We start from the raw sequence: 26,869 nt of genomic DNA, 5'->3' as shown, positions 1-26,869 counted from the left end.
CCTACCTGCGCACAGGGAAGGACATGTCGAGAAAAGAAGCGATGGCCCCAGCCGTTTGTACAGCCGCCGCGCCGGACAGCATGGACACATGGTCGCCTGGGACCTCGTGCACACCGAGCACGCGATCGTTGAGCCGGGACCAGCCCATATCAGGCGTGGCGAGAACGGCCCGATCGGCCTCGCTGAGATCGTCGCCAGCAGGATGGCCGGCGCGGACAAGGCCCAGCTTAAAGTCGCGCGGCGCGTTCTCGGGAGGAGCATAGGCCAGGAAGGCGTCATAGAGCGCGCGGCTGGCGCGATAGGCACGGCGCAGCCAGGCGGCGTCGGCTTCCGGCGCGATCAGCCCAGCTTGCCGCATCCGCGTGCAGGCGAGGGCGAAGCGGGCATCGTCGGTCTGCGCCAGCAATTCCTCCAGGCTGAGGGCGAGCGGGGCCTGATGGTGGCGGGCGCGGACCTGAGCCATTCGCAGCAGCCATTCTGACTGCGCCCGTTCGGGATCCTCCGGCAGCACCGAGCGGCTGCCGAGCGGGGCCGGCGTGTCGATGATGATGAGCCGTTCGGGCGGCGTGCCGCGCGCGTGAAGCTGGCAGGCCATCTCATAGGCAACGATGCCGCCGAAGGAGTAACCACCAAGGAGGCGGGGAGCGGCCACACCCCTGCGCGCCAGCGCGTCGAGATTGGCGGCCGCCAGCGTCGCGACGCTGGTGGGCGGTTCCTGGCCTTTTTCCAGCCCCGGCGCCTGCAGGGCCCAGAAGGGAATAGCCGCAGGAAAGGCCCGGGCGAGATCGAGGAAGGCGCTGACATCGCCAGCGATGGGGTGCGCACAGATGAAAGGCGGGCCCTCCCCGCCGGTAAGCGGCACCACCGCATCCCACGCCGTCGCCCCGGCCTCCTTCCCGGAGAGCGCCCGCGCCAGCGCGGCGGCACTGCGATGTTCGATCAGCGCCGTCACCGGCACGGGGCGGGCGAGCCGTTCCGACAGCCGGACCGCCGCCGTGGCGAGGCCGAGCGAGGTGAGTCCGGCCGCCAGCACGTCCTCGGAGCGGGCGAGACGGGGGCCGAGCAGCGCGGCGAGCACGTCGAGCACCGCTGCCTCGATGGCATCGGAGGGTGGTGCGGGTGGCGCCGCGTCCGGCGCCGGCACGTCGTCGATAGGCGACCTTTCTTCCGCAGGCGACAGGGCAGCGGCAGCGGGCAGCGGCACGGCGGCGACCGTCCCGTCGATGAGGCCGGGCAGCGCGGCGAAGACGGCGGCGAATTCCGCCATCATCCCCTCGCCGCGCGCGGCGGCGGTGCCGTCGAGGTCCGGCAGAACGAGGGAGAGCCCGATCCGCTCGCCCGGCACCACGACGCCGGTGAGGCTGTAGGCGGATTTCAGCGCATTGTGCACGCTCTCCACCCGCAGGCCGCCGGCGCCGGCCCAGGCGTCCGAACCCGCCGGCATGTTCTCCACCACCAGCAACGTGTCGAACAGGGAAGAGGCGCGATCGGCAATCCCGGCGGCCTCGGCGACCTCTCTCAGCGACAGCTGCGCCTGCGATTGCAAAGCGGCGATCTGGCGCTGCATCTCCTGCGCCAGAGCCAGCAATGGGCTGGAAGGCGAAAAGCGCAGCCGTACCGGCAGGTTGTTGATGAACAGGCCGACCATCTGCTCGACGCCCGGCACCTGCGGCGGTCGGCCGGAAACGGTGGTGCAGAAAACCGTGTCCGCCACCCCGCGCCGGGCCGCGGTCCACAGGCCCCAGGCGAGATGCGCGAGGGCGGCGACGGTGAGGCCGCGCCGGCGCGAGAGATCGCTCAGCGCCTTGCTCGGCTCCAGCGGTAGCGGGCGGCGGATGGTGACATAGCTTGCCGCGCCATTGCCGGCCGTATGCAGCGCTGGCTGCGCGGGGGCGCCGGCGAGGAGCGGTATGAAGGCCGCGCGAAGACCCTCGCGCTCCAGCGTGGCGGTCCAGGCGATGAAGTCGCGGAAGCGGGCCGGCGGTGGCAATGCCGGGGGCATGCCGCGCCGCAGCGCCTCATAGGCGGCGCGTGCCTCCCGCTCCAGCTGGGCGAGGCACCAGCCATCGGCCAGCATGTGATGGAAGGAGGCGATGAGATAGGCCTCGGCGGCGCTCACCCGGATCAGAAACAGCCGGGCGAGCGGGCCGGCCTCCAAGTCGAAGCCTGCCGCGCGGTCCTGCGCCAGACGCTGTTCGAGCCGCTCGGCGCTGATGCCCGGCCAGGTCTCCAGTTCCACAGGCGGCGGCGCGTTTCGGCGGACGAGCTGCAAGGGCCGCTCCAGTCCGCGCCAACGAAACACGCTGCGCAGCACCGCGTGACGTTCGAACACCAGCGCCCACGCCTTGCGTAGCGCCGCACTGTCGAGCGCGCCGGTGAAACGCATGCAGCTCTGCTCGAAATTCACCGCCGACCCCTGCCGGCTGAGCGAATGCAGCAGCATCGCCTCCTGCATGGGCGAGAGCGGGTAGATGTCCTCCAGATCGGGGCACGCGCCGGCCAGAGCGTCCAGCGTCGCCGCATCGATCCCGGCAAGCGGAAAGTCCCCGGGGGTGAGTAGCGGCGCCGTCTCGCCTTGCGCCCAGCCGGCAATGGCGCGCAGGCTGTTACCAACGGCCGCCAGCCGTGCCTCCGCCATCTCGACCGGCGCGGCCTCCGACCAGCCGAGCGCGAGGCGACCGCCGCTCACCCGCACTGTCAGCCCGGCGCGGACCGTATCCGGGACGTTCGGTGCCTGCGGGTGGAGGCGGATCGCCGGGTCCGGCGCGGCGGCCGGCAGCAAAGCCACGCTGAGCGCCGGCGGCGCAAAGTGGAAGGCGGTGCGGATCGCGCTGAAGGCGAGGCCCAGCGGCTCGGCGCGCTGGCGTGCCGTCTTGGCCGCGCGCAGCCGCGCGCCAAGCGGCGCCCCGGATGCGCAGGCCTGCAAGGGCAGCAGCACGTCGAGATTGCCGACGAGGCCCGCCGCTTCCGGCGCGCCCGGCGGGAGCGCGCGGCGGCGATCCACCAGCTCGACGGCGGGCGCTCCGTCCAGCGCCTCGCCGAGCGCAACCAGCAACGCATCCACCAGCGACACGCCGAGCCGGCCGGGCAATTCCTCCAGCAGCAGGCGCGAGGTACTGGCGTCCAACAGCAGCTGCGCGGCGGCGAGGGTGGGGGCGCTGGCGGCGAACGCATCGGGCGGCGCTTCAGCCTCAGCGGCCTCGCAGGCCATCGCCGCCGCGCGCACCTGTGGGCTGGCGGCATGGTCGGCGAGCCAGGCGAGCCAGTGCGAGAAGCCGAAGGGCGGAGCCGGCGGCAGGGCGCTGTCCGGCCCGGCGGCCAGCGCGGCTTCAAGCTCGGTCGCCAGCAGCAACAATGCCCGGTCGTCCGCCACACCCTCGTGCAGGGCGAGCACGACGGTGGCCCTTCCCGCCGCTGGCGCCTGCGCTGTCACCAGCGTGGCGGCGATGGTCACCCCCGCCGCCAGGTCGATGCCACGCGCCAGCCGGGTGCTGTTCTCCGTGATCCAGCGGTCGAGATCATCGAGCGTGGTCGCGGGCACATCGACGAAACGCACGGGCACGGCGGGGAGGAAATCGGAGATGGCGAGCGAGCGCCCGGTGGCGTCCTCCACCCGCACGAGGCGCAGCGCGTCGTGCCGTTCGGCGAGGCGCTCGATCGCATAGCCGAGATCGACCGTCGAGACAGTGGCCGGCACCGAGACGCTGACAAAACGGCAGGGATTGCGGGAATCGCAGGCGGCGGCAATCAGCTCCGCGCCATAGCGGGCACCATGGCTGCGCGCCTGCACCGCCCGCTGACGCCTGAGGGCGATGGCGGCGAGGCCCTCAATGGTCGGCTGGTCGAACACATCCTTCAGCTCAAGGTCGAGGCCGGCCTCATAGGCGCGGGCGACGAGGCGGATGGTGAGGATGGAATCGCCGCCGACATGGAAGAAATTGTCGCGCACCCCGAAGCCGCTCGTGGTCAGCAGATCGGCCCAGATGCGCGCGAGAATGCGTTCTTCCGGCGTGCGCGGCTCCACCGGCGCTTCGGCGGGAGTTTCCGCAATCTCGACCACCGGCAGGGCGCGGGTATCGACCTTGCCATTGGCGTTGAGCGGAAGGCGGTCGAGAAGGAGATAGGCCTGCGGCAGCATCTGCCGGGGCAGGCGGGCTTCCAGATGCGCGCGCAGCTCGCCCGTTGTCAGTACAAGGCCCGCCTTGGGCGCGACATAGGCGACGAGATCGCGCTCGCCGCTCGCCCGGCGCGGCGCCAGCACGGCCGCGCCGCCGACGCCGGGATGCAGCGCCAGCACGGCCTCGATCTCGCCGAGCTCGATACGGAAGCCGCGCACCTTCACCTGCCGGTCGGCGCGGCCGAGAAATACGATGCTGCCGTCCGCCCGCCAGCGGGCGAGGTCGCCGGTGCGGTACATGCGCGCCGCCGGGGCGGTGGCAAACGGGTCGGGGCGGAAGCGGGCGGCGGTGAGGTCCGCATCGCCGTGATAGCCGAGCGCGACGCCGTCGCCGCCGACCCAGAGTTCGCCCACGAGGCCGGGTGGCAGCGGGCGGCCGGCGGGATCGAGCACATAGGCGGTGCTGTTGGAGATCGGCCGGCCGATGGGGATGGTCAGTTCGTCCGCGCCAAGATCGCCGATGTCGAACAGCGTGCTGAAGGTGGTGTTCTCGGTCGGGCCATAGCCGTTGAACAGCGCTAGCCCCTTCCCGCGGCCCGCTGCCAGCACGGCGCGCGCCGCCACCGGATTGACCACGTCGCCGCCGGTGATGACGAGGCGCGGTCCGGCAAAGGCGGCCGGGTCCAGCGCGGCGATCTGCTGGAACAGACCGGCGGTGATCCACAACAGCGAAATCCGCCCTTCGTGAAGGAACAGCCGCAGGGCGCGTGGGTCCATCACCACCGTGCGGTCCACTGGCAGCAGCGTGCCGCCATTGAGCAGCGGCACCCAGATTTCCAGCGTCGAGGCGTCGAAGGCGGGGTTGGAATACACCGCAGCGCGCAGGCTGGGTGCCGCCAGCCCCTGCGCGCGGGCGAGGCGGACAATGGCGCGGTGCGGCACGCTCACCGCCTTCGGCGTGCCGGTGGAGCCGGAAGTGAACATCACATAGGCCGGGCTCTGCGCGCTTAGCGCGACCTCGGGATGCGGCGCCGCCGCTTCGGCAGCCTCACGCAGCGCGGCCCAGCCCAGCGTGGCGCATCCTTCCGTCGCCTGCGACGGGTCGAGCGATACGGCGTGGCGGGCGCCGACCTGGCGCGCGCGCACATCGCGCTGTTCGGCCGGGTAGGTCGGGTCGATCGGCGCATAGGCGGCGCCGAGCGCCAGCACCGCGAGCTGCGCCTCGATCAGCGCGCCGGAGACCGGCAGCACCAGCAGCACCACCTCGCCCGCCGCCACGCCCTGCGTCGCCAGCACGCCCGCCAGCCGGCGCGCCCGGTCGGCGAGCGCTCCATAGCTGAGACGCAGGCCGTCCTCCTCGATCGCGATCGCGTCCGGGTGGCGCGCCGCGTCATGCAAGAACAGGGCGATGGCGCTGTCCTCGCGTTCATAGGCAAGGGCGGTGGCGTTGAAGCGCCCCACCTGCGCGGCCCCTTCCGCGGGAGAGAGCAGGGGAACCTCCAGCACCGGCTGGTCCGGCCGTGCCGCCACCGCCTGCGCCAGCCGGCCGAACCAGCCAAGCACGGCGTCGATGGTGACAGCGTCGAACAGCATGGCGTCGTAGCGGCACCACAGGCGCAGCCCGTCCGGGGCGGCGGCATAGACCACCGACAGTTCCGCCTTGGCTTCCTGGTCGAGCTGCTCCGGCATGATGGCGAAGCGCGTGCCGTCGAGCGCGGTGAGGGTGGGCGCCGGGGGCTCTGCCGCACCGAACAGCACCTGCAGGAAGGGCGCGGCCTCGCCCCGCCGCTCGACGCCGCTCGCCTCGACGATGCGCTCGAAGGGCAGGTCGCGCTGCGCCAGCGCCGCGCGCAGGCTGTCCTGCACCTCGCCCAGCAGCGCGGGAAAGCGCGCCTCATCCGCTACGCTGGCGCGGATCGGCAGCGTGTCGACCAGCAGCCCGATCATGTCGGCAAGGTCCGGCCGGTCGCGGCGCGCGGCGGGAATGGTGACGACGAGATCGTCCAGCCCGCTCCAGCGCCGCAGCACGACGAACAGCAGGGCGAGGTAGAGGCTGAATTCGCTCGCCCCCTCCCGCCGCGCCAATGCGGCGAGCGCGGTGGCGACATCGCCCGGCACATGCAGCTCCGCCTGAGCCGCGCGCAGGCTGCCGCTCTCGCTCGGCGCGCGGTCATAGGGCAGATCGAGACGGGCCGGCGCGCCGGCGAGCCGGCCGCGCCACGCCGCCATGGCGGCATCGAGCGCGGGGCCAGGAGCACCGAACCGCTCCTGCTCCCAATCCGCGACATCGGGAAACTGCAGCGGCAGCGGCGCTCCCGCCTGCGGCCGGCCAGCCAGCGCCGCGTCATAGGCCGCCACCAGATCGTGCAGAAGAATCGTGAGCGAGGCGCCGTCGCTGATGATGTGGTGGAGCACGGCCACCAACACGCCGCCCTCATCCGCTGCTCTCACGAGGCCGAAGCGTGCCAGCGGCCCGGCCGAGAGGTCGAAAGGTTCGTCCACCATCGCCTGGGCCTGCGCGGCCAGGGCGGTGTCGAAAGCGGGGCTGTCGAAAGCCTCTCCGGTGGCGATGACGGCGAGCGGCAGCGGGACCTCGTCCGCCACGGCCTGCACCGGCGCGCCATTCACCAGGGGGAAGGAGGCCCGCAGACTATCGTGCCGTCGTGCCACCATCGCCAAGGCAGCACGCAGCGCGTCCGGATCGATCGGCCCCTCGATGCGCACAAGCAGGGGCATGGCGAACAGCGTGCGGCCGGGCCGCAGCAATTCCGCCATCCTTATCTGGCGCTGGCCAAAGGAGAGGCCGGCAACATAGCCGCTGGCCATCAGCGCGGCCCCGGCGCCGGTCGCGCGCTCATGAAGGCAGCTCCACCCGGGCGCGGGCACGTGCCACGGGGGCCGGGGCTGGGTCCGCGGCCGGCGCGGTCCCGAGCCGCTGCGCCAGCGCGGCGAGTTCCGGGGCCTCGAATAGGTCCGCCAGCGTGGCGGGAAGCGCCAGCTCCCGGCGCAGGCGGGCGATCATCTGCATCGCCAGCAGCGAACTACCACCAAGCGCAAAGAAATGGGCGTTTCGGCCAACCGTGGGAAGACCCAGCACCTCCGCCCACAATGTGGCGAGGGCGGTTTCCAGCGGTCCCTGCGGGGGCTCCGCGCCGACAGCCGTCGCGGCGAGCGGCGCGCGGGGAAGGGCGGCGGTATCCACCTTGCCATTGGCTGTGCGCGGAAGCTGCTGATGCCGAAGGATGGCCTGCGGGATCATATAGGCCGGCAACCGCGCGGCCAGGAGCCGGCGCAGTTCCGCCTCATCCGGGCCGGTGTCGGGCGCGAGATGGGCGACGAGGCGGGCGGGTCGGCCGTCCCCTTCCTCGACCACGAGCGCGGCTTCGCGGATGCCGGTCTGCGCGAGCAGCGCCGCTTCGACCTCACCCGGCTCAATCCTATAGCCGGCTATCTTCACCTGCCGGTCCCGGCGGCCATGAAAGTACAACCGGCCATCGCTGGCGAGCGACACGCGATCGCCGGTGCGGTAGGCGGGGGCAGCGGTGCCGGCCAGGGAGGTGCGCAGGCTCACGCCCGGCTCTGCGCCGATGTAGAAGCGGGCCACCGACGGCCCAGAGATGACAAGTTCGCCAATGGTGCCGTAAGGGCAGGGGCGGTCCTCGCCATCCACCACGTGGAGAACCGTGCCGGGGATGGGGTGACCGATGGCGACGCTCGCGCCGGTAGTTTCCGGCCGGCAGCGCTCGACGCAAACCCACACCGTCGCCTCGGTGGGGCCGTACTCGTTACACAACACCGCGTGGGGCACGCGGGCAGCATGGGCGGCGACCAGAGCCGGCGGGCAGGGCTCGGCCGCCACCTTGGCCATGCGCAGGGTGGGCAGGCCCTCCGCGCCGGCAGCCTCCAGCAGAACGCCCCAGAAGGAAGGGGTGAGGCACACATGGGTCACGCCGGCGCCGCGGATGAGCGCGACCAGCCGATCGGCGTCGCGCGCCGCGCCGGCATCGGGCAGCACCAACGTGCCGCCTTCGCACAGCGTGCAGAACAGGCCGGTGACGGAGCCGTCGAAGAACAGCGGGAAGGTCAGCATGAAGCGGCCGATCGGCAGGTCGGCATTTTCTGCCGCGCTGGCGGCGACATGGGTGCGCAGATTGTCGTGGCCGACGCTCACGCCCTTCGGCTGGCCGGTGGAGCCGGAGGTGAAGATGACATAGGCCTCGTCCCCTGCGGCCGGCCGCACCACCGCGTCGAGATCGACGGGCTCCGGGGACGCGTCCCCCACCGTCAGCACCGGCAGACCGGGCGCCTCGCCGGCGCGGTCGTGGCGCGTCACGAGGGCGGCGACGCCGGCGCTGGCGAGGATCATCGCCCGGCGCTCGGCTGGCGCCTCGGGGTCGAGCGGCACATAGGCGGCGCCGGCGAAAAGAATGCCGAGAATGGCGGCGACCGCCTCCGGTCCCTGGTCGACCATGACCGCGACCCGCGCGCCCGGCTTCACCCCGGACGCTATCAGCCGGCCGGCAAGGTCGATCGCCTGGGCGCCGAGTTCGCCATAGGACAGCGGGCGACCCTCGGCGATGAGCGCGGGCGCTTCGGGACGGGCACGCATCTGCGCCAGGATCAGGTCGACCACTGTCCCGGCCGGCCGGGGCAGGGGCTTGCCCGTCAGGGCGGCGGCGATCTCGGCGAGCAGCGCTTCCGGCATCACGTCGAAGGCGGCGGCCGGCGCGTCGAGATGGAAAGGCAGGCGCTCCAGCGCGGTGGCGAGCATGGCGAGCAGCTGCCGGGCCTGCGGCAGCGGCACATGAAGCTCGTCGACCATCAGCCGCAGTTCGAAGGCCTCGCCAATCTCGACCATCAGATTGAGCGGCAGGTCGGGCAGCGTAACGTCGCCGCTCGCCAGCAGCTCAAGCCCGGCGGCGCGGAAGGCGGGTGCCAGCGCCAGCGGATAGGTCTGCACCGCGATCAGGCTGCGCAGCGGCAGCGCGTCGCTCGGCAGGCCGAGCAGGTCGCGCATGGTATCGAGCCCCAGCGGCCCGGCGTCGCGTCCGCGTGCCCGCGCCTGCTGCAGTTCAGCCAGCCAATGGCGCAGCGGCGTCGCGTCGCGGCGCAGCCGGCTGGGCAGCACCCCGACCTGCGGCCCCACCAGATGATGGCTTTGGTCGCCCAGCAGTTCGGGCGGGCGCACCGTCTCGATACAGCCCATCACCACATCGTCGGTCCCGTCCGCGCGGGCGAGCACCAGCGCCCAGGCGCCTTCGACCAGCGTGCTCAGGGTCAGACGCTCGCTGCGCGCCAGTGCGGCGAGGCGGTCGGCGACGGCGGGCGAGAGATTCCGCAGGACCTCGCCGATGCGGGGCGCGGCGGCGGTCGAAACGCGCGGGGTCGCGCCTGGCTGATGCCCGGCAAGCATGGCGCCCCAGTATGCCCGCCCGGCGGCAGCATCGCGGCCCTGCCACCACTCGACATAGCGGCGGAAGGGAAGCGCCGGTGGCACCGTGCCGCCGCGATAGAGGGTGAGCACCTCGTCCAGAATCTCGCCGAGCGACCAGCCATCGACGGCGAGGTGATGGCGCGTCCAAATCAGGAGGTGACGCGGCCCCGCGCCCTCCTCGGCGAGCGTGACGAGGCGCACCCGCATGAGCGGCGGACGGCGCACATCGAAGGGCTGGGCGCGGTCTTCCTGCAACAGCGCATCAAGCGCGGCGCGCCACTCCGCGAGAGAACTCCAGTCGAGCCGCTCGACCGCGAAGCTGGGCGCGGCGACCACCACCTGAGCGGGATCGCCCTTCAGTTCCCAGTGAAAGCCCGAGCGCAGCACGGTATGGCGCTGGACGACCGCGGCCCAGGCGGCCGCGAAGCCGTCTTCATCGAGCGTGCCGCCGAGGAGGGCCCACCACTGGCCCATGAAGAGGGGCTGATCGGGATAGCTCGCGCAGCGTATCAGCATGGCGCGCTGCAGATCGGTCAGGCCGTGAATATCTTCGATGGGACCGCGGGCCACGTCACTACCTTCTGCAGCAAAACGTCGTGCTGCACTTCGTGCCGGCATGTAATCGCCGCGCCATTCTTCCTGCCGGCGTGCGCTTTCCTTGCCGCCTAATGGCTGACGGGTAAGAGCCGGACCGCCCACGCCCTGTCTGCACCCAAGGGCATGGGGGACGGCAACCTAAAGTAGAAATCGACCCTGCCGGCCGAAAGAAAACCGGCGGCAATCGTAACTGCCGCCGGAAGTCTTCAGAGGCTTTCGATGTAGAAGCCTTCGCCCTTGATCTCGCCGTCGCAAAGCTTCTGGAGCTTCTCGACGATGCCGCCACCGTCCTTGGCGCGCGGGTTGGAAGACATCTTGTCGAAAGCAGCTTCGCTTTCCCACACAGTGCAGATGCCATACATGGACGGGTCCTTCTTGGACTTCATGAGTCCAAAACCGACCAGCCCTTCAATGACATCGCCCGGCTTCTTGCCGTCGTTGGGGAGCATTTCTTTTTCGAGAAGCGCGCGTGCATCCTGCTCGCTACCCGCCTTAACGTGACAACGAGAGATCGTCATAAACATACTTGCCACAGGACTTCTCCAGCCAGAGTTGCGGATGATGGCTTAGCGCGGGTCGCTCGTCTGGGCAACTGTCTATTTTTGACCCGTTCTCAGTATTCTCTCGCAAGCCGTGCAATAAGGTTCTAGCAATTCATGCGCGTTTCACATGGCTGCGTTAGCATGATCGGCTCCATAGACTTCGGGTTCGTCCGTCTCTGCACGTCAACCCCCGCGTGCGGCGGGGAAGGCGTGTTATACGCCCCGCCGGTCGGCGGGATGTGGCGAGGGCGGCGAAGGACGAGTGTCTCCGGCCATTGCTGATGGATTGCTGCTGATGCCTTCCCTAAAGGAAAGGTTGCCCCCCAGTCTTCGGCGCCCCCACACGGGCACGCCGGGTGTGGCGGCGCGTGCCCTTGCCGGCCGCGCCGCCCAACGCTTCTCAGGCAAGGGGCGTGAGCACCGGGAAGAGCTTGCCCCGGATCGGCGCGCCGACTGCGAGGTCAACCTCGAAGCCTTCCGCCACCAGCCGGTCGACCACGGTGCGGCCATGCGGCGCCAGCACGGCGGTCTCGTCCACCCAGCGCGTCACCATGCGCCGCGTGTCGTGGTCCAGCGTGTTGCCGGGCGAGCCGTGCAGGGTGCGGGCGTGGAAGACGAGGCAATCGCCCGGCTCCATGTCCCAGCTCAGAATGTCGTAGTCTTCACGATGGGCCTGGATGTCCGGCACACGCGAGAAAGTGTCCCGCGCGGCGATGTCGAATTCGCCGTGATAGCGGGCATAGAATTCCTCCACCGCCGGCAGCGCTGCCTCTTCGCTCTCGAAGAAGTTTGCCGGCATGAACAGCTTGTTCCAGCGATGCGAGCCCCGCACGAATTCCAGCGCCGCCGCACGCGGAATGGGATCGAGCGCCACCCAGATGGAGCAGAACGGGCCGAGCACCACATTGTCGTGATGCCAGGGCGTGCGTGCCTGCGTGCCGGGACTCTTGTAGAACCAGGTGTCCTGCAGCAGCCGCACGGAGGGTGTACGCAGGCAGCGCGCGGCGATGGCGGCCGAGGGCGATTGGAGCGCGAAGGTTTCAAGCTCGGAGATGTGCCGGCGCGACCAGATGTCGGAATAGAAGGCGCCCTTGTCATTGGGCGAGAAACTCTGGAACAGCGCGCCGGGGCTCTCGAGGTTGCGGCGGATGCCCTCCGCGGCGAGATTGACCCATTCCGGGCCGAAAGCGCCTCTGAGGCAGATGGCGCCGTCGCGGTCGAGGGTCTCGATCATCGCCTCGTCGATGGGAGAGGTGTCGTTCGGCATGGATCCTCCTGGATTCGGCTGCGGCACGCGGGCTGGTCCCGGACGCTGTCGCCCCGAACGGCGACGGCGCCGCGTGAGACGCGTTCGGCGGCGGGACGGTTCCTCGGCACCGCGGCTGCACGGTGTGGCACATCGGTGGGCGCTGTCCATTGGCGAATTTTGTCATGATCTCGCGACGATCCGAGGCCCGCATCAATTCGCTGGAGCCGCCGCCGGCAGCGCCCCGCGACCTGCTGCGCTGGGTGCGCCGCCCAGCGGGTGCGCCGGTACTCATCTGCCTGCCGCATGCTGGCGGCAGCGTGCTGTCCTGCCTCGGGCTCGCCGCCGCTCTGTCGCCGCACATTGCCATCGCCACGGTCGCGCTGCCGGGCCATGACGCCCCGGTTCCCGACCTGTCGGTGGATGAGGCCCCGCCGCTCGCCGATGTCCGCCTTCTTGGCCGGGCCTTGGCGTCCGCGATCGCCGACGAACTCGGTGCCGCCCTGGCACCGGAGGGGCTGGGTGTGACGCTGCTCGGCAACAGCTTCGGCGCGCTGCTCGCCTTCGAGACGGCGCGGGCGCTGGAGCGGGACGACCCGGCCCGGGCAGGCGGGCTGCATCTCGTCGTCTCCGGCTTCCGCTCGCCGAGCCGGCCGCCGCAGGAGGCGCCGCTGCACCGGCTACCCCGCGCGCAATTGCTGGCAGAACTGCGCGAGTGCTTCGGGGCCGCCGGTCCGGACGTCGGCGACCTTCTCGGGCCGTGCGAGGAAGCGGCGCTGCGCGCCGATCTGGCCGCCTGCGAGACCTATCGGCTCATTGATGCCACGCCGCTGCGCTGCGCGCTTTCCGTCATCCGCCTCACCGCCGACCCCTCGGTTTCCGCTGAAGAGAGTGCGGCATGGCGCGAGGTAGGCGCCGGGCCGGTCGGATTCCACATGCTTTCGGCCGGACATTTTCCCTGGAGCGGCGCGACGGCCGCCTTCGCCGCCCTGATCGGCGATCTCATTGCGCGTCGGCAAGCCTCCGCCGAGCGTCACCCGTTCCCGACTTTCCGCGAATCATAAAGAGCCGCCATGTCCAACCGGCATTTCGACTGGTTCAAGAAGCACGAAACCGAGGATGAGGTGCAGCACAAGCTGCAGCGCCTCTATGCGCTGGCCTGCGAGCGGCTGGCGATAAAGCCGGACAAGGGCTTCATCGCCGCCGCCATGGCCGCCAATCCGGATGAGGCGCGTCGCGATCCGGTGCGGCGCGTTGCGCATCATCTGTTCACCTACAAGCTGGCGATGCCGAGCGGTGCCTGGGGGCTGCTCGGGCTCGGTCTTTTGCATTCGGTGCTGCTGGAAGTGGCGCGCGAGGACGGCAAGAAGCCAGCGCCCGTGCGCATCGCGCGCACCGACGCGCATGACCTTAACGGGCTGGCGGGTCGCCTGCTCATGCCGGAGGTGGACCAGAAGGATGTGCGCCGGGCCGCGGCGTTCGTCGAATATCTGCTGAAGAGCAAGGGGCCGCGGGGCTTCCTGAAATTCGGGCGCAAGATGAGCGCCAATGGCAATGTCGACGCCGCCTGCGAGGCGGTGGCCGGCGCCTCCACCGGGGCGCTCGAACTGAAATGGCAGGACGAAATCCGTGCCGGCACCCCAGAGAGAGGGCCAACCCATCTGGTCATGTGGGTGGCGAAGGCGGCGGCACGGCACAAGATGCTGCTGTTCTGGTTCCTCATCGCCAATGCGGTGCAGATTCTCTACGCCGTCTATGTCCCGCTCTGGCTGCAGACGCTGTTCGACGACGGTATCAAGCCCAGCAATGTCGATGTCATCCGCACCTATATCGGCTATCTCACCTGGGGTTTCCTCGCCGCCTCCTTCTTCGGCGTCATCCTCGACTATTCCGTCGCCAAGCTCGGCCCGCGCATCCTCAATGATCTGCGCGCGCGCATGTTCGCCAAAATCAACCGGATGGACGCGCGCGAACTCGCCAGCTCCGACACCGACGCCATCATCGCGGATTTCTCCAATGACCTCACCGTGGTGGAGAAGGCGGTCATCTGGGCGGTGCCGGGCCTGTTCTCAAAGGGGCTGATGCTGATCGGTTCGGTGGCGGTGGCGTTCACGCTCGACACCCAGCTCGCCATCGCCACGCTGGTGTCGCTGATGATCGCCTTCTGGCTGCCGCGAGGCTTCAGCAAGCGCGCGGTGCGCTACAATTATGAGCGCGGGGCGGAGGACGCCAAGATCGCCCATGTGGTGAAGGAAACGCTGCTCATGCAGCGGGTGATCCGCATTTTCGGCCTGCACGAACTGCAGTCGAAGCTGTTCACCACCCAGCTCGCCCGCCTGTTCAAGGCGAGCTACCACCAGTATTTCTCTTCCGGTCTCGTCGGCCGCATGACCAGCTTCGGCGTCAGCGCGGCGCAGCTGCTTGTCATCGGCCTCGGCGCCCTGCAATCCGTGCATGGCGACGTGTCCTCGGGCACGATCGTCGCCTTCATCACCCTGCTGCTCACCATTGGCGGCGCCGCCGGCTTCATCGGCGCCCAGCTGCCGTTGCTCATCCAGGGCGTCGGCGGGCTGGAGCGGGTGCAGGCCCTGCTCGGCAAGCCGGACGCGGCCCCCGACCCGGAACGGCCGGAGGATATTGGCGGCAAGGTGCACTCGCTGACCTTCGACGAGGTGAGCTTCAGCTATGACGGCACGGCCGCGACGCTCGACAAGGTGTCGCTGGCCATCGACTGCCCGCGCCGGGTGATGGTGGTGGGTCCGTCCGGCTCCGGCAAATCGACCCTCTTGCGGCTGATCGAGAACCAGTTCTCGCCCCGCAGCGGCCATGTCCGGGTGAATGGGGTGGATATCCGGATGCTGGGGGAGGCGCAGCTGCGCTCCCTCATCTCGCTGGTGCCGCAGGAGACCATCCTGTTCCAAGGTTCGGTGCGTGAAAACATCCGCATGGGCAAGCTGGGTGCCAGCGATGCCGAGGTGGAGGCGGCCGCCAAGGCGGCCGACATTCACCCGATCATCATGGCGCTGCCCGACGGCTACGACACCGATGTCGGCGAGGCCGGCAACAAGCTCTCGGGCGGGCAGCGCCAGCGCATCGCCATCGCCCGCGCCATTCTCCACGATCCTCAGATCATGCTGCTGGACGAAGCCACCTCGGCGCTCGACCCGGCGAGCCGCGTCGCGGTGGAGGAGACGCTGCGCAAGGTCACGCAGGGGCGCACCGTGGTCGCCGTCACCCATGACCTCACCCAGTGCGAGCATGCCGATCTCGTCTATGTCGTCAAAGCCGGCCGGGTGGTGGAGAGCGGTACCCATGCCGCGCTGCTGGAAGCCGAGGGCGTCTATGCCGATCTGTGGGAGCGCAGCGTCATCGCCGGTGCCGAGGGCGTGGTGCCGCGCGAGCAGCTTCTGGAACGGCTGCGCAAGCGCCCGCTGCTGCAGGGACTGGCGCCGGGCTTCCTTGAAAACCTGCTCGCCCGCATGAGCGTCGAGACGGTGGGGCCGGACACCGTGCTGATCGAGGACGGCCAGCCCGCCAACCGGCTGATCTTCATCACCCAGGGCGAAGCCCAGCAGAGCGTGCGGCTGCCCGATGGCACCTTCATGTCGGTGGAGGTACTGGAAGCCGGCGACGCGCTGGGCGAGAATACGGTGCTGGAACATGCGGAGGAGTTCACCCGTGTGGTGACGCGCAAGCCCTGCCATTTGCTGACCATCGACCGGGCGACGCTGCGCGGGCTCCTCGCCGCGAATCCCGAGGTCGAGCAGAAGATCGTCTCCACCTTCGCCCCGCGCTACGAGGCGATGATGAAGCACTATGCCTGGCTGAAGCTGCAGGTGCCCTCTCAATGAGCCCCGTTTTCCCGACCGGCACCGTCGCCACCCGCCTCGCCGCGCTGGCGGAAAACTCGGACGCGCGCTGGACCATCACCTTCCTCGACAGTTCCGGCGCGGTGGCCGAGCGCTGCGACGCGGCCGAGCTGGCCGCGCGGGCCGCCCGCGTCGCCGGCTTCCTCGAACAGGCCAGCATGCCCGGCGCGCCGGTGCTGCTGGTGTTTCAGCCCTGCGTCGACTTTCTCGTCGCGTTTCTCGCCTGCCAGTGGTCGGGCCGCCTCGCCGTGCCGATCAACCCGCCGCGCCGGCACCGGCTGATCCAGCGCCTGCAGGCGGTGGCGGTCGACAGCGGCGCCGCTCTCGCCCTGACCGGCGGCGGTGTCGCCGAACAATCGACCCTCTGGCAGGCCGACAGCGCGGAGCTGGCGGCGCTGCGCTGGCAGGATGTCGGCGATCTCGGCGCGCAGGCCATTCCGCCCACGCCACTACGCACCGTCGATCCAGAGGCGACCTGCTTCATCCAGTACACGTCGGGTTCCACCGCCCTGCCCAAGGGTGTGGAGGTCAGCCACGCCAATCTCATGGCCGATATGGTGCGGATGGAAGCGGCCTGGGGCCTCTCGCCGGCGAGCACGATGGTGACCTGGCTTCCGGCCTTCCACGATCTCGGCCTGATTTTCGGCCTGTTGCAGACGCTGTACTCCGGCTGCCCGGTGGTGCAGATGGCGCCGAACAGCTTCCTGCAGCGCCCGGTGCTGTGGCTGGAGGCGATCAGCCGCTTTGGCGGCACCCACACGGCGGCGCCGAGCTTCGCCTATGATCTGTGCGCCCGGCGCATTCCGGCCGAGGCGCGGGCGGGTCTCGACCTCTCCTCCCTCGTCATGGCGATGAACGCCGCCGAGCCGATCGACCCGCAGGTGATGGAGGATTTCATCGCCGCCTTCGCCCCGCACGGTTTTCGCCGCGAGACCTTCGCCCCGGCCTATGGTCTGGCGGAATCGACCCTGGCCGTCACCGCCAGCCCCGTGGGTGCGGCGCCCCGGCTGTTCTCGCTCGATGCCGCGGCGCTGGAACAGGGCCGCATTGTCGAGGCCGGCGCATCGGTGCGCACGAACCTCATTCCCGGCTGCGGCACGCCGCTGGAGGATGTGCGCATCGCCATCGTCGATCCCGCCACCGGGCGCCGCCAGCCGGCCGATCGCGTCGGCGAGATCTGGCTCGGCGGACCGACCATCGCGCGCGGCTATTGGCGCCGGCCGGAGGAAAGCGCGGCCACCTTCGGCGTACGCATCGAGGGCGAGGACGAGCCGACGGGCTATCTGCGCACCGGCGATCTCGGGGCGATGATCGGCGACGAACTCTGCGTCACCGGCCGCATCAAGGACCTCATCATTCTCTCCGGCTCGAACCACTACCCGCAGGATATTGAGCGCGTGGCGCAGGCGGCGCATCCGGCGTTGCGCGCGGGCGGCGGCGCGGCGTTCGGCCTCATCGGCGAAGCCGGCGGCGAACAGGTGGTGCTGGTGCAGGAGCTGGAGCGCGCGCAGCGGCGCACCGATCCCGCGCCGCTGTTCAGCGCCATCAGCGCTTCGGTGTGGCAGATGCTGGAGCTTCAGCTCTCGCGTATCGTGCTGGTCGAACCCGGTGCCGTGCTGCGCACCTCCAGCGGCAAGATCCAGCGTGCCGCCAACCGTCAGGCCTGGCGCGCGGGCGAACTGCCGGTCATCGCGGAATGGCGGAGCGCGCGGCAGGAGATGCTGGACGCGGCTGTTGATTCAGCGCGGGCGGCGGCGCACGCGTCGGCCACGCCCCTTGCTGTGCCGGCCCTGGAGCGCTGGATTCGCGATTGGCTGGCGGGCCGGCTCGGCCTGCCGGTCTCCGCCGTCGCCGTGGATCGCGGGCTCGGCGAACTCGGCCTTACCTCGATCGACGCGGTCGATCTCGCCGGCGCCCTCGGCAGCCATCTCGGTCGTGCCCTGCCGCAGACGCTGGCCTTCGACCATCCGACCGTCAATGCGCTCGTGGCGCATCTTACGGGACAACCTCAGGTAATGCCGGCGCAAGCCTCGCCGTCGATACCGGCTCCGTCGCCCGGCGCGGGTGGCGACCTTGAAGAACTTCTGTCGATGATTGAGGGGGGCGGCCGTGGCGAGCAGTGAGGAGCGGCGCGCGGGCCTGCTCGCCCGGCTGAGCCGGCTGCACCCCGAACAGGTCACCGATCTGATGCTGGCGCTGGAAGGGCGCATCGACGCGCTGCGGGCCGAGACCGCCCGTGCCCGTGCGCCCGTGGCTGTGATCGGCCTCGCCGCCCGCTTCGCGGATGTCGACTCGGCGCAGGCTTATGGCCGCTTGTTGTTCGAGGGCCGCGACGCCGTGCGCCCCGCTCCCGCCGACCGCCCCGAACACGACGGCCTGCCGCCCGGCGGCTATGTCGAGGGCGTGGAGACTTTCGACCCCGGCTTCTTCGGGCTGCGCCCGCTCGAGGCCGACGCCATGGACCCACAGCATCGCCTGGCGCTGATGCTGGCCTGGCAGGCGCTGGAAGATGCCGGCTATGCGGATGGGGCGCGGCGTCCCCGCGCGACCGGCGTTTTTCTCGGCCTCGGCGCCAATGAGTATGAGGCCCGGTTTCAGGCAACCGATTCGCTCTCCCCCGCCGCCATTCTCGGCAATGCCGGCTCCATCGCCGCCGGCCGCATCGCCCATTGGCTCGATGTCACCGGCCCGGCGCTGGTGCTCGACACCGCCTGTTCCTCCTCGTTGGTCGCCGTGCATGCGGCCTGCCGCGCGCTGCGCAGCGCCGAATGCGACCTCGCTTTGGCGGGCGGCGTGAACCTGACGCTCGACGCCGATGTGACCGCCGCCCTGGCCGCCGCCGGCATGCTCGGCCCCAGCCATGCCTGCCGCACTTTCGACGCCGCCGCCGATGGCTATGTGCGCGGCGAGGGCGGCGGGCTGGTGGTGCTGAAACGACTCGCCGATGCCCTGCGCGACGGCGATACCATCCGTGCGGTCATTCGTGGTTCGGCGCTCAATCATGACGGCCATTCCAGCGCGCTCACCGCGCCCAATGGCGCGGCACAGCGGGCGGTGATCGCGAGTGCTCTCGCCGATGCCGGCCTGTCGGCGGCCGAGGTGCAGGCGGTGGAATGCCATGGCACCGGCACGCCGCTGGGCGATCCCATCGAGGTGCAGGCGCTTGCCGCCGCTTACGGCCTGCTGCGCACCGAGCCGCTGCTGCTGGGCTCGGTGAAGACCAATATCGGCCATCTGGAAGCCGCCGCCGGCATTGCCGGGCTGATCAAGATGGTGCTGGCGCTGGAAGCCGGCCGGCTGCCGGCGACGCTGCACCAGACCCAGCCAAACCCGCGCATCGCCTGGGACGAACTTCCCGTGCGCGTCGTCGCCGAGGCGATGGAATGGCCGGCCGGCGAGCGGCGCCGGGCCGCGGTCAGCAGCTTCGGCTTTTCAGGCACCAACGCCCATCTCATTCTGGAAGAAGCCCCGCCTGCGCCGGAGTCGCCGGTCGCCCTGCCGCTGCCTATCGTCTTCGCCTTTTCCGCGCCCGATGCCGAGGCGCTGCGTCGCGTGGCGGCGGGGCTCGCCGATCATCTCGCCGCTGACCCGCAGGTCCCGCTCGCCGGCATCGCCGCGGCGCTGAACCGGGGGCGCGGACGCTTTGCCCATCGCGCCGCCTGTCTCGCCCGCAGCCATGAGGAAGCGCTGGCGGGCCTGCGCGCCATTGCCGCCGGAGAGGCGCCGCAGGTCGGCGCCGTCGGGCAGGCTCTGGCGGACACCCCGAAGGTTGCCTTCCTGTTTTCCGGGCAGGGCAGCCAGTGGCCGGGCATGGCGGCGGATCTCTACGCCGCAGATTCCGCCTTTCGCACCCATATCGACGCGGCCGGGGCGCAGATGGGGCTCGACCTCGCCGCGCGCATGTTCGACAGGGAAGCCCCGCCGCTGACCGACACCGCCGAGGTGCAGCCGGCGCTGTTCGCGTTGGAAATGGCGCTGGCCGAACGGCTCGCCGCCTGCGGCATCACGCCGGACCTCGTCGCCGGCCACAGTCTCGGCGAATGGTCGGCCGCCTGCCTCGCCGGCGTGGCGCCGTTCGAGGCGGCGCTCGATATCGTCGCCGCGCGCGGTGCGCTGATGGGGGCGCTGCCGCCGGGCGGCGAGATGGTGGCGGTGTTCGCGCCGCTGGAACAGCTCGGACCCGTGCTGCCCGCTTTCGAGGGTCGCCTCGACATCGCCGCGCTGAACGCGCCGGAGGAAGTGGTGCTGTCCGGCCCGGGCGAGGCGATCGCGCAAGTGCTCGCCGCGCTCGACGCCGAAGGCATCCGCAGCCAGCGCATCGTCACCAGTCACGCTTTCCATTCCCATCTGATGGACGCCGTCGTCGGACCGTTCGAGCAGCGGGTGCGTGAAGCGGTTCTCGCCGCCCCACGCGTGCCGGTCGTCTCCAACGTCACCGGCGACCTCTCCGCCGATCTCCGCGACCCCACCTATTGGGGCCGGCAGATCCGCCAGCCCGTGCGCTTCGGCGCGGGGCTCGACACCCTGGCGCGCGAGGGCGTGAATGTCGTGGTGGAAATCGGCCCGGCCGCCACACTGGTCGGCTTCGCCCAGCGCGCCGCCGGCTTCGAGGGACGCGACACCCGCTTCATCCCCACCATGCGCCGCAACCGGGCGGCGGGCGAAACGCTGGCGCTGGCGCTGTGCCGCCTGTTCGTCGCCGGCCTTGATGTGACATGGCCGGCGAGCGGCGCCGTCCCGGTGCGTCTGCCGCCCTATCCCTTCACGCGCGACCGCCACTGGGTCGAGGCGCCGCCCCGCCGCCCCGCCGTGCCGCTGGCCACGGCAAGCGAGGCGGTCTCTCACGCGGTGGCGACCGTGCCCGCCGCACCGGCCTTGAGCCGCGAGGACATTCGCGCCGCCCTCGCCACCAGCCTGCGGCGCAGCCTGCAGCTGAGCGAGGCGGCGCTGGCGGGGGACGCCGGCTTCTTCACGCTGGGTGTGGATTCGCTGGCGCTGGCTGAGGCGCTTTCCACGCTGGAGCGGCGGTGGAAGGTGGCGATCCCCCGGCGCGAACTTTTCACCACCCTCACCACGCCGCGGGCGCTGCTGGAGCGGGTGCTGCGCGAGGTGGAGGCGAAAGCCGCCGACCCCACCGCTGCAGCTGCCGCCATCGCCCCGCTTCCCGCCATTCCGACCATGGCCGCCCGCACGGCGGCGACGGAGGCTCGCGTGTCTAGCCCTGCTCTCCCGCCTGCCAGCCCCTCGCCCGCCGCGCCGACCGAGGCGCTGAGCCTGGAGGCGGCGGGCTTCATCGCCGATTTCGCCGCCCGCTACGGCGCGGCCCACGGCGCCTCCCGCCACCAGCGCGAAGCTTTCGGGCCGGTGCTGGCCGATAGCCGGGCGGTGGCGGGATTCCGACCCGAGACCAAATCGCTGCTCTACCCGATCATCGGTGTGAAGGGGCAGGGCAGCCATGTCGTCGATGCCGACGGCAATGACTATGTCGACCTCACCATGGGTTTCGGCGTGCAGCTGCTTGGCCACAACCCGCCCATGGTGGTGGAGGCGATCCAGCGCCAGATCGCCGAGCAGGGGCTGTTCCTCGGCCCGCAGGCGGAAAAGGCCGGCGAGGCCGCTGCGCTCATCGCCCGGCTCACCGGCAATGAGCGGTCGCTGTTCTGCAACACCGGCACTGAAGCGGTGATGACCGCGCTGCGCCTCGCCCGTCACGCCACCGGCCGTTCGCTGGTGGCGATGTTCGCCGGTTCCTATCACGGCCATTTCGACGGCACGCTCGCGCGTTCCGGCAGCGATGGCGCCAGCCTGCCGCTCGCCAGCGGCACCCCGCCCGGCATGCTGGCGGATGTGGTGGTGCTGGACTATGCAGACCCGGAAGGCAGCCAGATGGCGCTGGAAGCGCTGGGCGATCGGCTGGCGGCGGTCATTGTCGAGCCGGTGCAGAGCCGACGCCCGGGCCTGCAGCCGCGCGATTTCCTCCACTGGCTGCGCGGCTTCACCGCCCGCGCCGGCGCGGCGCTGATCTTCGATGAGGTGCTGCTCGGCTTCCGTGTCGCCGCCGGCGGGGCGCAGGACTGGGCCGGGGTGCGGGCTGATCTCGTCACCTATGGCAAGATCGTCGGCGGCGGCCTGCCCATCGGCGTCGTCTCCGGCCGCAGCGCCTTTCTCGACGGTATCGACGGCGGCGTCTGGCCGCTCGACGGCGCCGGCGGCCCCAAGGCCGAGCGGACCTTCTTCGCCGGCACCTTCAACAAGAATCCGCTCGCCATGGCGGCGGCCACCGCCATGCTCGGCCATCTCGACGCGTCTGGCCCGGCACTGCAGGAGCAGCTGAACGCCCGCACGCAGGCGCTTTGCGCCACGCTGAATGCCGGGCTGGAGGAAGACGGAAGCCCGCTGCGGGTGGAGCACTTCTCTTCCGTGCTGCGTTTTTCCGGCGCCAGCGACTTGTTCTACAGCCAGCTGATCTCGCGCGGTGTTTATGTGTGGGAGGGGCGGACCTGCTTCCTCTCCACCGCCCATAGCGAGGACGACCTCGCCCATGTCGCCCGCGCAGTGCGGGAGAGTGCCCGTGCCCTCGCCAGCGTCGGCCTGATGGGCGGCGCGGCGCTGCCGGCAGCCTCGGCGGAGCCCCACAGCTTCGCCACCGCGCCGGGCCAGCAGGCCCTATGGACGCTCGCCGCCTTTAGCCCGGAAAGCGCGGCGGCCTATAACCAGTCGCTGGTGCTGCGCCTGCCCGGTTCGCTCGATGCGCCGGCGCTGAGCGCGGCGCTGGCCGATCTCGTCGCCCGCCATGACAGCCTGCGCATGCGCTTCGAGAACGATGGCGCCACGGCGGTCATCGAGCCGGAGGCCCGGGTGGCGCTGGAACAGGCCGCGTTCACCGACGCGGCGGAGCTGGATCGCCTCGTGCGGGAGATGGCGGCGCGGCCCTTCGACCTAGCGCGCGCCGGCATGTTGCGCGTGGCGCTGCTGAGCGGCGGCACGGAGACGGCGCTGGTCCTGATCCAGCCGCATATCGTCACCGATGGCTGGTCGCTGCAGGTGCTGGCCAACGAACTCGGCGCGCTCTACACCGCCCGCTTCGCTGGCACTGGGCCGGCGCTGCCGGCCCCGGCCGCCTATGAGCGCTTCGCCGACTTCGCCCGCGACGCCGCGGCCGATGCGGAAGCGGCGGCGCATTGGCAGAGCGTGTTCGCCCAGCCGCCGGCGCCGCTGGCGCTTCCCACCGACCGGCCGCGCCCGCCGCTCCAGACCTACGAAGGCGGCACGGTGCGGGCGCTGCTGCCTCCCACCTTCGCCGCTGAACTTGGCGCGCGGGCGCGGGCGCTCGACTGCTCGCTTTTCACCCTGTGCCTCGCCGCCTATGGCCAATTGCTGGCGGAGCTTTCCAGCCAGGACGATCTCGTCGTGGCGATCTTCGCCGCCGGGCAACCGCTGGTGGGCGAACCGGGCCTGACCGGCTATTGCATCTCCACCGTGCCGGTGCGGCTTGCCGGTCTCCAGGGCGATGCCCTCGCCGCGACCCGTGCCGCCATGGCGCAGGCCATGGCCTATCCCGCCTATCCGCTCTCCGCCATCGTCAAGGCCAGCGGCGTGCGCCGCGACCCGTCCCGCCCGCCGCTGGCGAGCGTGTCGTTCAATCTCGACAAAGTTGAGCCGCTCGCCGCCTTTGCCGACCTGGCTCCGACACCGCGCGCCAACGCTCATGGGCGCGTGCGCTGGGACCTTAACTGGAACCTCGAATCCAGCGAAGAAGGCCTCGCGATCGAGGCCAATTTCAACACCGACCTGTTCGACGCCGCCCGTGTCGAAGCCTGGGTCGCCCGCTACCGCGCCTTGCTGGAAGCGATTGGCACGGCGGCGGCCGAGCCGGAGGCGCCGGTGGTCCCGGCGCAGCCGGAATCCGAGCCTTTGCCCACCAGCCTCGCCGATCATGTCGCGCATTGGGCAGCCACCACCCCGGAGGCAACCGCGGTGATCGACCGCGACGGCACGCTCAGCTGGGCGGAGCTCGCCCGAGCGAGCGGCGATCTTGCCGCTCGTCTGGCGGCGCAGGGTGTGGGGCGCGGCGACCGCGTTGCCTTCTGCCTCGCGCGGGGGGCCGGCCCGCTGGTGGCGATGGCGGCGGCGAGCCATCTCGGCGCGGCCTTCGTGCCGCTCGATCCCGACTATCCCGCCACCTATCGCGCCACGCTGCTGGCGGCGTGTGGCGCGCGCGTGGTGGTTGCCGACGCCGCCACCGCCGGCGAACCTGTCTCTGTGCCGGTGTTGGGCTGGAGCCGCGACCCGCAGCCGGGTGAGACCCCGCCGCGCGCGGAATCCGCTGCCGACGATCTCGCCTATGTCCTGTTCACGTCCGGTTCCACCGGCCGTCCGAAGGGCGTGCGGGTGTCCTGCGGCGGGCTCGATGCCTATGCGCGGGCGTTGCTGCGCCGGCTGGACCTTCCCGGCCCGCAGGTCTTCGCCATCGCCACCTCCTTCGCCGCCGATCTCGGCTATACCAGCGTGGTCGGCGCCGTGGCCTCCGGCGGCACGCTCAACGTGCTGGACGCGGCGACCGCCCGTGACCCCGCCGCCTTCATCGACTGGATGACCCGCCACCCGGCGGATGTGCTCAAGATCGTTCCCACCCATCTCGCCGCGCTCACGGCGCATCCGGAAGCGGCGGCGCTGCTGCCCCGCCGGGCGCTGGTGTGCGGGGGCGATGTGCTGACCTTCGGCCTCGTCAGCAGGCTGCGGGCGCTGCGGCCGGAGCTGCGCCTGTTCAACCATTACGGCCCGACCGAAACCACCATCGGCTGCACCATGGTGAAGGTAACGCCGGCGCTGGCCGCCGGGGCGCAGGCGCAGGACCGTGTTCCCGTGGGCTATCCGCTCGACGGGGCGCAGATCGACATTGTCGACGCCGATGGCGCGGTGCTGCCCGCCGGCGAGACCGGGGAAATCCGGGTGAGCGGGGCGGGTGTGGCGCTCGGCTATGTCGGCGATGCCGAGGCGGAGCCGATGCCGTCCGGCGAGGCTGCCAGCGGCTTTATCCAGCTCGGCGACGGCACGCGTGCCTATCTCACCGGCGATCTCGGCAGCCGCGACGCCGATGGACTCATTCGCTTCCTTGGCCGCAAAGACGATATGGTGAAGGTGCGCGGCCACAGGGTTGATCCCAACGGTGTCGCGGCGCAGCTGCGTGCCTGCGCCGGGGTGCGCGACGCGGCGGTTCTGGCGCTGCGCGAGGAGGACGGCACGGTGCGCCTCGTCGGCGCCGCGGTGGCGCCGGGACAGGACGCGGCGCGTCTCGACGCTCAGCTCAAGGACAGGCTGCCCGAGGCGCAGCGCCTCTCGCGCCTCATCCTCGTCGAGGCGCTGCCGCTCAACGCCAATGGCAAGCTGGACCGTACGGCGCTGCGCGCGCTGTTCGCTGCCCCAGTGGCCGGCAACGCCGTCCTCGTTGCCGAGGCTTCCGGCACGGGCGATCCGCTCGCCACGGTCCTTGCGCTGTGGCGCGAGCTTTTCGCCGCGCTCGGCACGGCGGCCAGCCTTGGCCCGGACGATGATTTCTTCGCGCTCGGCGGCGATTCGATCATGGCAATCCAGCTCGCGGGCAAGGCGCGGGCGGCGGGGTGGCTGCTCTCCCCGGCGCAGATCTTCACCGCGCCGACCCCGCGCGCCCTGGCGGCGCTCATGAAGCCGGCCGCCGCCAACGCTGTGGAGGCACGCGGGCCGGTGGCCGAGCCGGTGCCGCTGACCCCGATCCAGAACTGGTTCATGGGGCTCGCCATGCCCGACCGCCGGCATTGGGCGCTCACCGCTGTGTTCGATCTGCCGCCCGGCACCGCGCCCGCGGCGGTGGAGGCGGCGCTGGCGGCGGCCGTTGCTCGTCACGACGGGCTGCGGGTGCGGCTGCAGGAAGGTCCGCCGCCGCGGCAGGAAGTGGCGGAGGCGCCGCGGCTGCCGGCGCTGCTGCGCGACAAGGTGGCCGTCGGTCAGGATGTCTCCCCGCGCGAAGACCGCATGGCCGACCGCCTTGTGGCGACAATCGACCCGCTGGCCGGACGTGCCCTCGCCGCCGGCATGATCGAGGCGGGCGCGGTGCTGCGCCTTGTCGTGGCGGTGCATCACCTCGTCTTCGACATGGTGTCCTGGGCGATCCTCGCCGACGATCTCGCCAAGGCGCTGTCCGATCCGCCGCAGCCGGTGCTGGCGCCGCCCACCGCCTGGTCGTGGTGGTGCCGCCACCAGGCCGGGGCCGGTGCCGCCTTCGAGGCCGACCGGCCCTATTGGCAATCGGTGGCGCTCGCGCCCACCACCGTGCCGCTCGACCATCCCGCCGCGCCGGATGTGGAAGGCAGCGCCCGCACCCGTGATCTGCGGCTGGAGGCAGCGTTGTCGCAGCCGCTGCTCGCCGACCTCGCCGAGCGTTTCGGCCACCAGCCGCAGGAGAGCGCGCTCGCTCTCATCGCCCGCCCGCTCATCGCCTGGACCGGCGGTGCGCTGCAGCTGGAGCTGGAAGGCCATGGCCGCGACACCGGCGATGGCGCCATCGACCTGTCGCGGACCATAGGCTGGTTCACCACCCGCTATCCCGTGGCGCTGCCGGGGGAGACGGGCGACCTACCGGCCTGGCTGCTGGCGGTGAAGGAACGCGCGCGCGCCGCCGCTGGCCGGTCCATGGGCTATGGGCTGCTGCGCGCCGCCACCCCGCCGCTCACCGGGGCGCGACCGCAAGTGTCGTTCAACTTCCTCGGCGATATCAGCCGTTTCGGCCATGCCGGCCTAGCGCTTGTGCGGCTCGGCGCGGGGCGCGAGCGGGCGGCGCAGGCGGCCCGTCCGCACCGGCTCGCCTTCAATTGCTGGCAGGAGGGCGGCGCGCTCGTGCTGCGCTGCGAGTTCGGCGCCGGCCATGACGCCGCGACCATTGAGCGCCTGCTCGATGCCGTGCGCGCCGAGGCCGAAGCCTGCCGCGTGGTCGCGGCCCAGTCGGCCCGGCGCTATTCGCCGAGCGACTTCGCCGGGCTTGCCCTCAGCCAGGACGATCTCGACACGCTGATCGCCTTCACCTGAGCG

8 protein-coding genes are annotated in these 26,869 nt (G+C 71.0%); 4 read left to right on the top strand and 4 right to left on the bottom strand.

Annotated elements, in window-relative coordinates:
- Window position 1: 1 nt before the first annotated feature.
- The 4 genes from ACP2AH_RS11855 to ACP2AH_RS11840 all read right to left on the bottom strand — a co-directional run bounded on the left by ACP2AH_RS11855 (window position 2) and on the right by ACP2AH_RS11840 (window position 11,957).
- A complete protein-coding gene (locus tag ACP2AH_RS11855; RefSeq protein ID WP_425105988.1) occupies window positions 2–6,943 on the bottom strand; it encodes an amino acid adenylation domain-containing protein in 6,942 nt (2,313 codons plus the stop codon).
- Between the two features lie 28 nt (window positions 6,944–6,971).
- Window positions 6,972–10,121, bottom strand: a complete 3,150-nt coding sequence (locus ACP2AH_RS11850; protein ID WP_425105987.1) for a non-ribosomal peptide synthetase — start codon at window positions 10,119–10,121, stop codon at window positions 6,972–6,974.
- A 233-nt stretch (window positions 10,122–10,354) separates the two neighbouring features.
- On the bottom strand, window positions 10,355–10,672 hold the full coding sequence (locus ACP2AH_RS11845; protein WP_378283469.1) for an antibiotic biosynthesis monooxygenase family protein: 318 nt from the start codon (window positions 10,670–10,672) through the stop codon (window positions 10,355–10,357).
- 418 nt (window positions 10,673–11,090) lie between these two features.
- Complete coding sequence (locus ACP2AH_RS11840) at window positions 11,091–11,957, bottom strand: phytanoyl-CoA dioxygenase family protein (protein WP_425105986.1); 867 nt, start codon at window positions 11,955–11,957, stop codon at window positions 11,091–11,093.
- A 164-nt stretch (window positions 11,958–12,121) separates the two neighbouring features.
- Here ACP2AH_RS11840 and ACP2AH_RS11835 point away from each other — a divergent pair, with 164 nt between their 5' ends.
- From ACP2AH_RS11835 to ACP2AH_RS11820, 4 genes are read left to right on the top strand one after another with little or no spacing between them, the layout of a single operon-like run.
- A complete protein-coding gene (locus ACP2AH_RS11835; protein ID WP_425105985.1) occupies window positions 12,122–13,000 on the top strand; it encodes a thioesterase II family protein in 879 nt (292 codons plus the stop codon).
- Window positions 13,001–13,009: 9 nt separating this feature from the next.
- Window positions 13,010–15,787 carry an ATP-binding cassette domain-containing protein gene (locus ACP2AH_RS11830; RefSeq protein WP_425105984.1) on the top strand — a complete coding sequence of 926 codons (2,778 nt, stop codon included), beginning with the start codon at window positions 13,010–13,012 and terminating at the stop codon, window positions 15,785–15,787.
- On the top strand, window positions 15,784–17,928 hold the full coding sequence (locus tag ACP2AH_RS11825; RefSeq protein WP_425105983.1) for an AMP-binding protein: 2,145 nt from the start codon (window positions 15,784–15,786) through the stop codon (window positions 17,926–17,928). Before ACP2AH_RS11830 ends, ACP2AH_RS11825 begins: the two co-directional genes overlap by 4 nt.
- On the top strand, window positions 17,915–26,866 hold the full coding sequence (locus tag ACP2AH_RS11820) for an aminotransferase class III-fold pyridoxal phosphate-dependent enzyme (protein ID WP_425105982.1): 8,952 nt from the start codon (window positions 17,915–17,917) through the stop codon (window positions 26,864–26,866). The genes ACP2AH_RS11825 and ACP2AH_RS11820 overlap by 14 nt, the downstream gene beginning before the upstream one ends.
- Window positions 26,867–26,869: the final 3 nt, after the last annotated feature.

This window comes from Ancylobacter sp., assembly GCF_965249975.1.
Taxonomy (GTDB): Bacteria; Pseudomonadota; Alphaproteobacteria; order Rhizobiales; family Xanthobacteraceae; genus Ancylobacter.
This window is presented reverse-complemented; position numbering and strand designations above follow the sequence as displayed.

What these genes read in the sequence shown, in the direction of transcription:
- ACP2AH_RS11830 (WP_425105984.1), top strand. Translation starts at nt 13,010, where the DNA reads ATGTCCAACCGGCATTTCGACTGGTTCAAGAAGCACGAAACCGAGGAT.
- ACP2AH_RS11835 (WP_425105985.1), top strand. Translation starts at nt 12,122, where the DNA reads ATGATCTCGCGACGATCCGAGGCCCGCATCAATTCGCTGGAGCCGCCG.
- ACP2AH_RS11855 (WP_425105988.1), bottom strand. Translation starts at nt 6,943, where the DNA reads ATGGCCAGCGGCTATGTTGCCGGCCTCTCCTTTGGCCAGCGCCAGATA.
- ACP2AH_RS11840 (WP_425105986.1), bottom strand. Translation starts at nt 11,957, where the DNA reads ATGCCGAACGACACCTCTCCCATCGACGAGGCGATGATCGAGACCCTC.
- ACP2AH_RS11825 (WP_425105983.1), top strand. Translation starts at nt 15,784, where the DNA reads ATGAGCCCCGTTTTCCCGACCGGCACCGTCGCCACCCGCCTCGCCGCG.
- ACP2AH_RS11845 (WP_378283469.1), bottom strand. Translation starts at nt 10,672, where the DNA reads ATGTTTATGACGATCTCTCGTTGTCACGTTAAGGCGGGTAGCGAGCAG.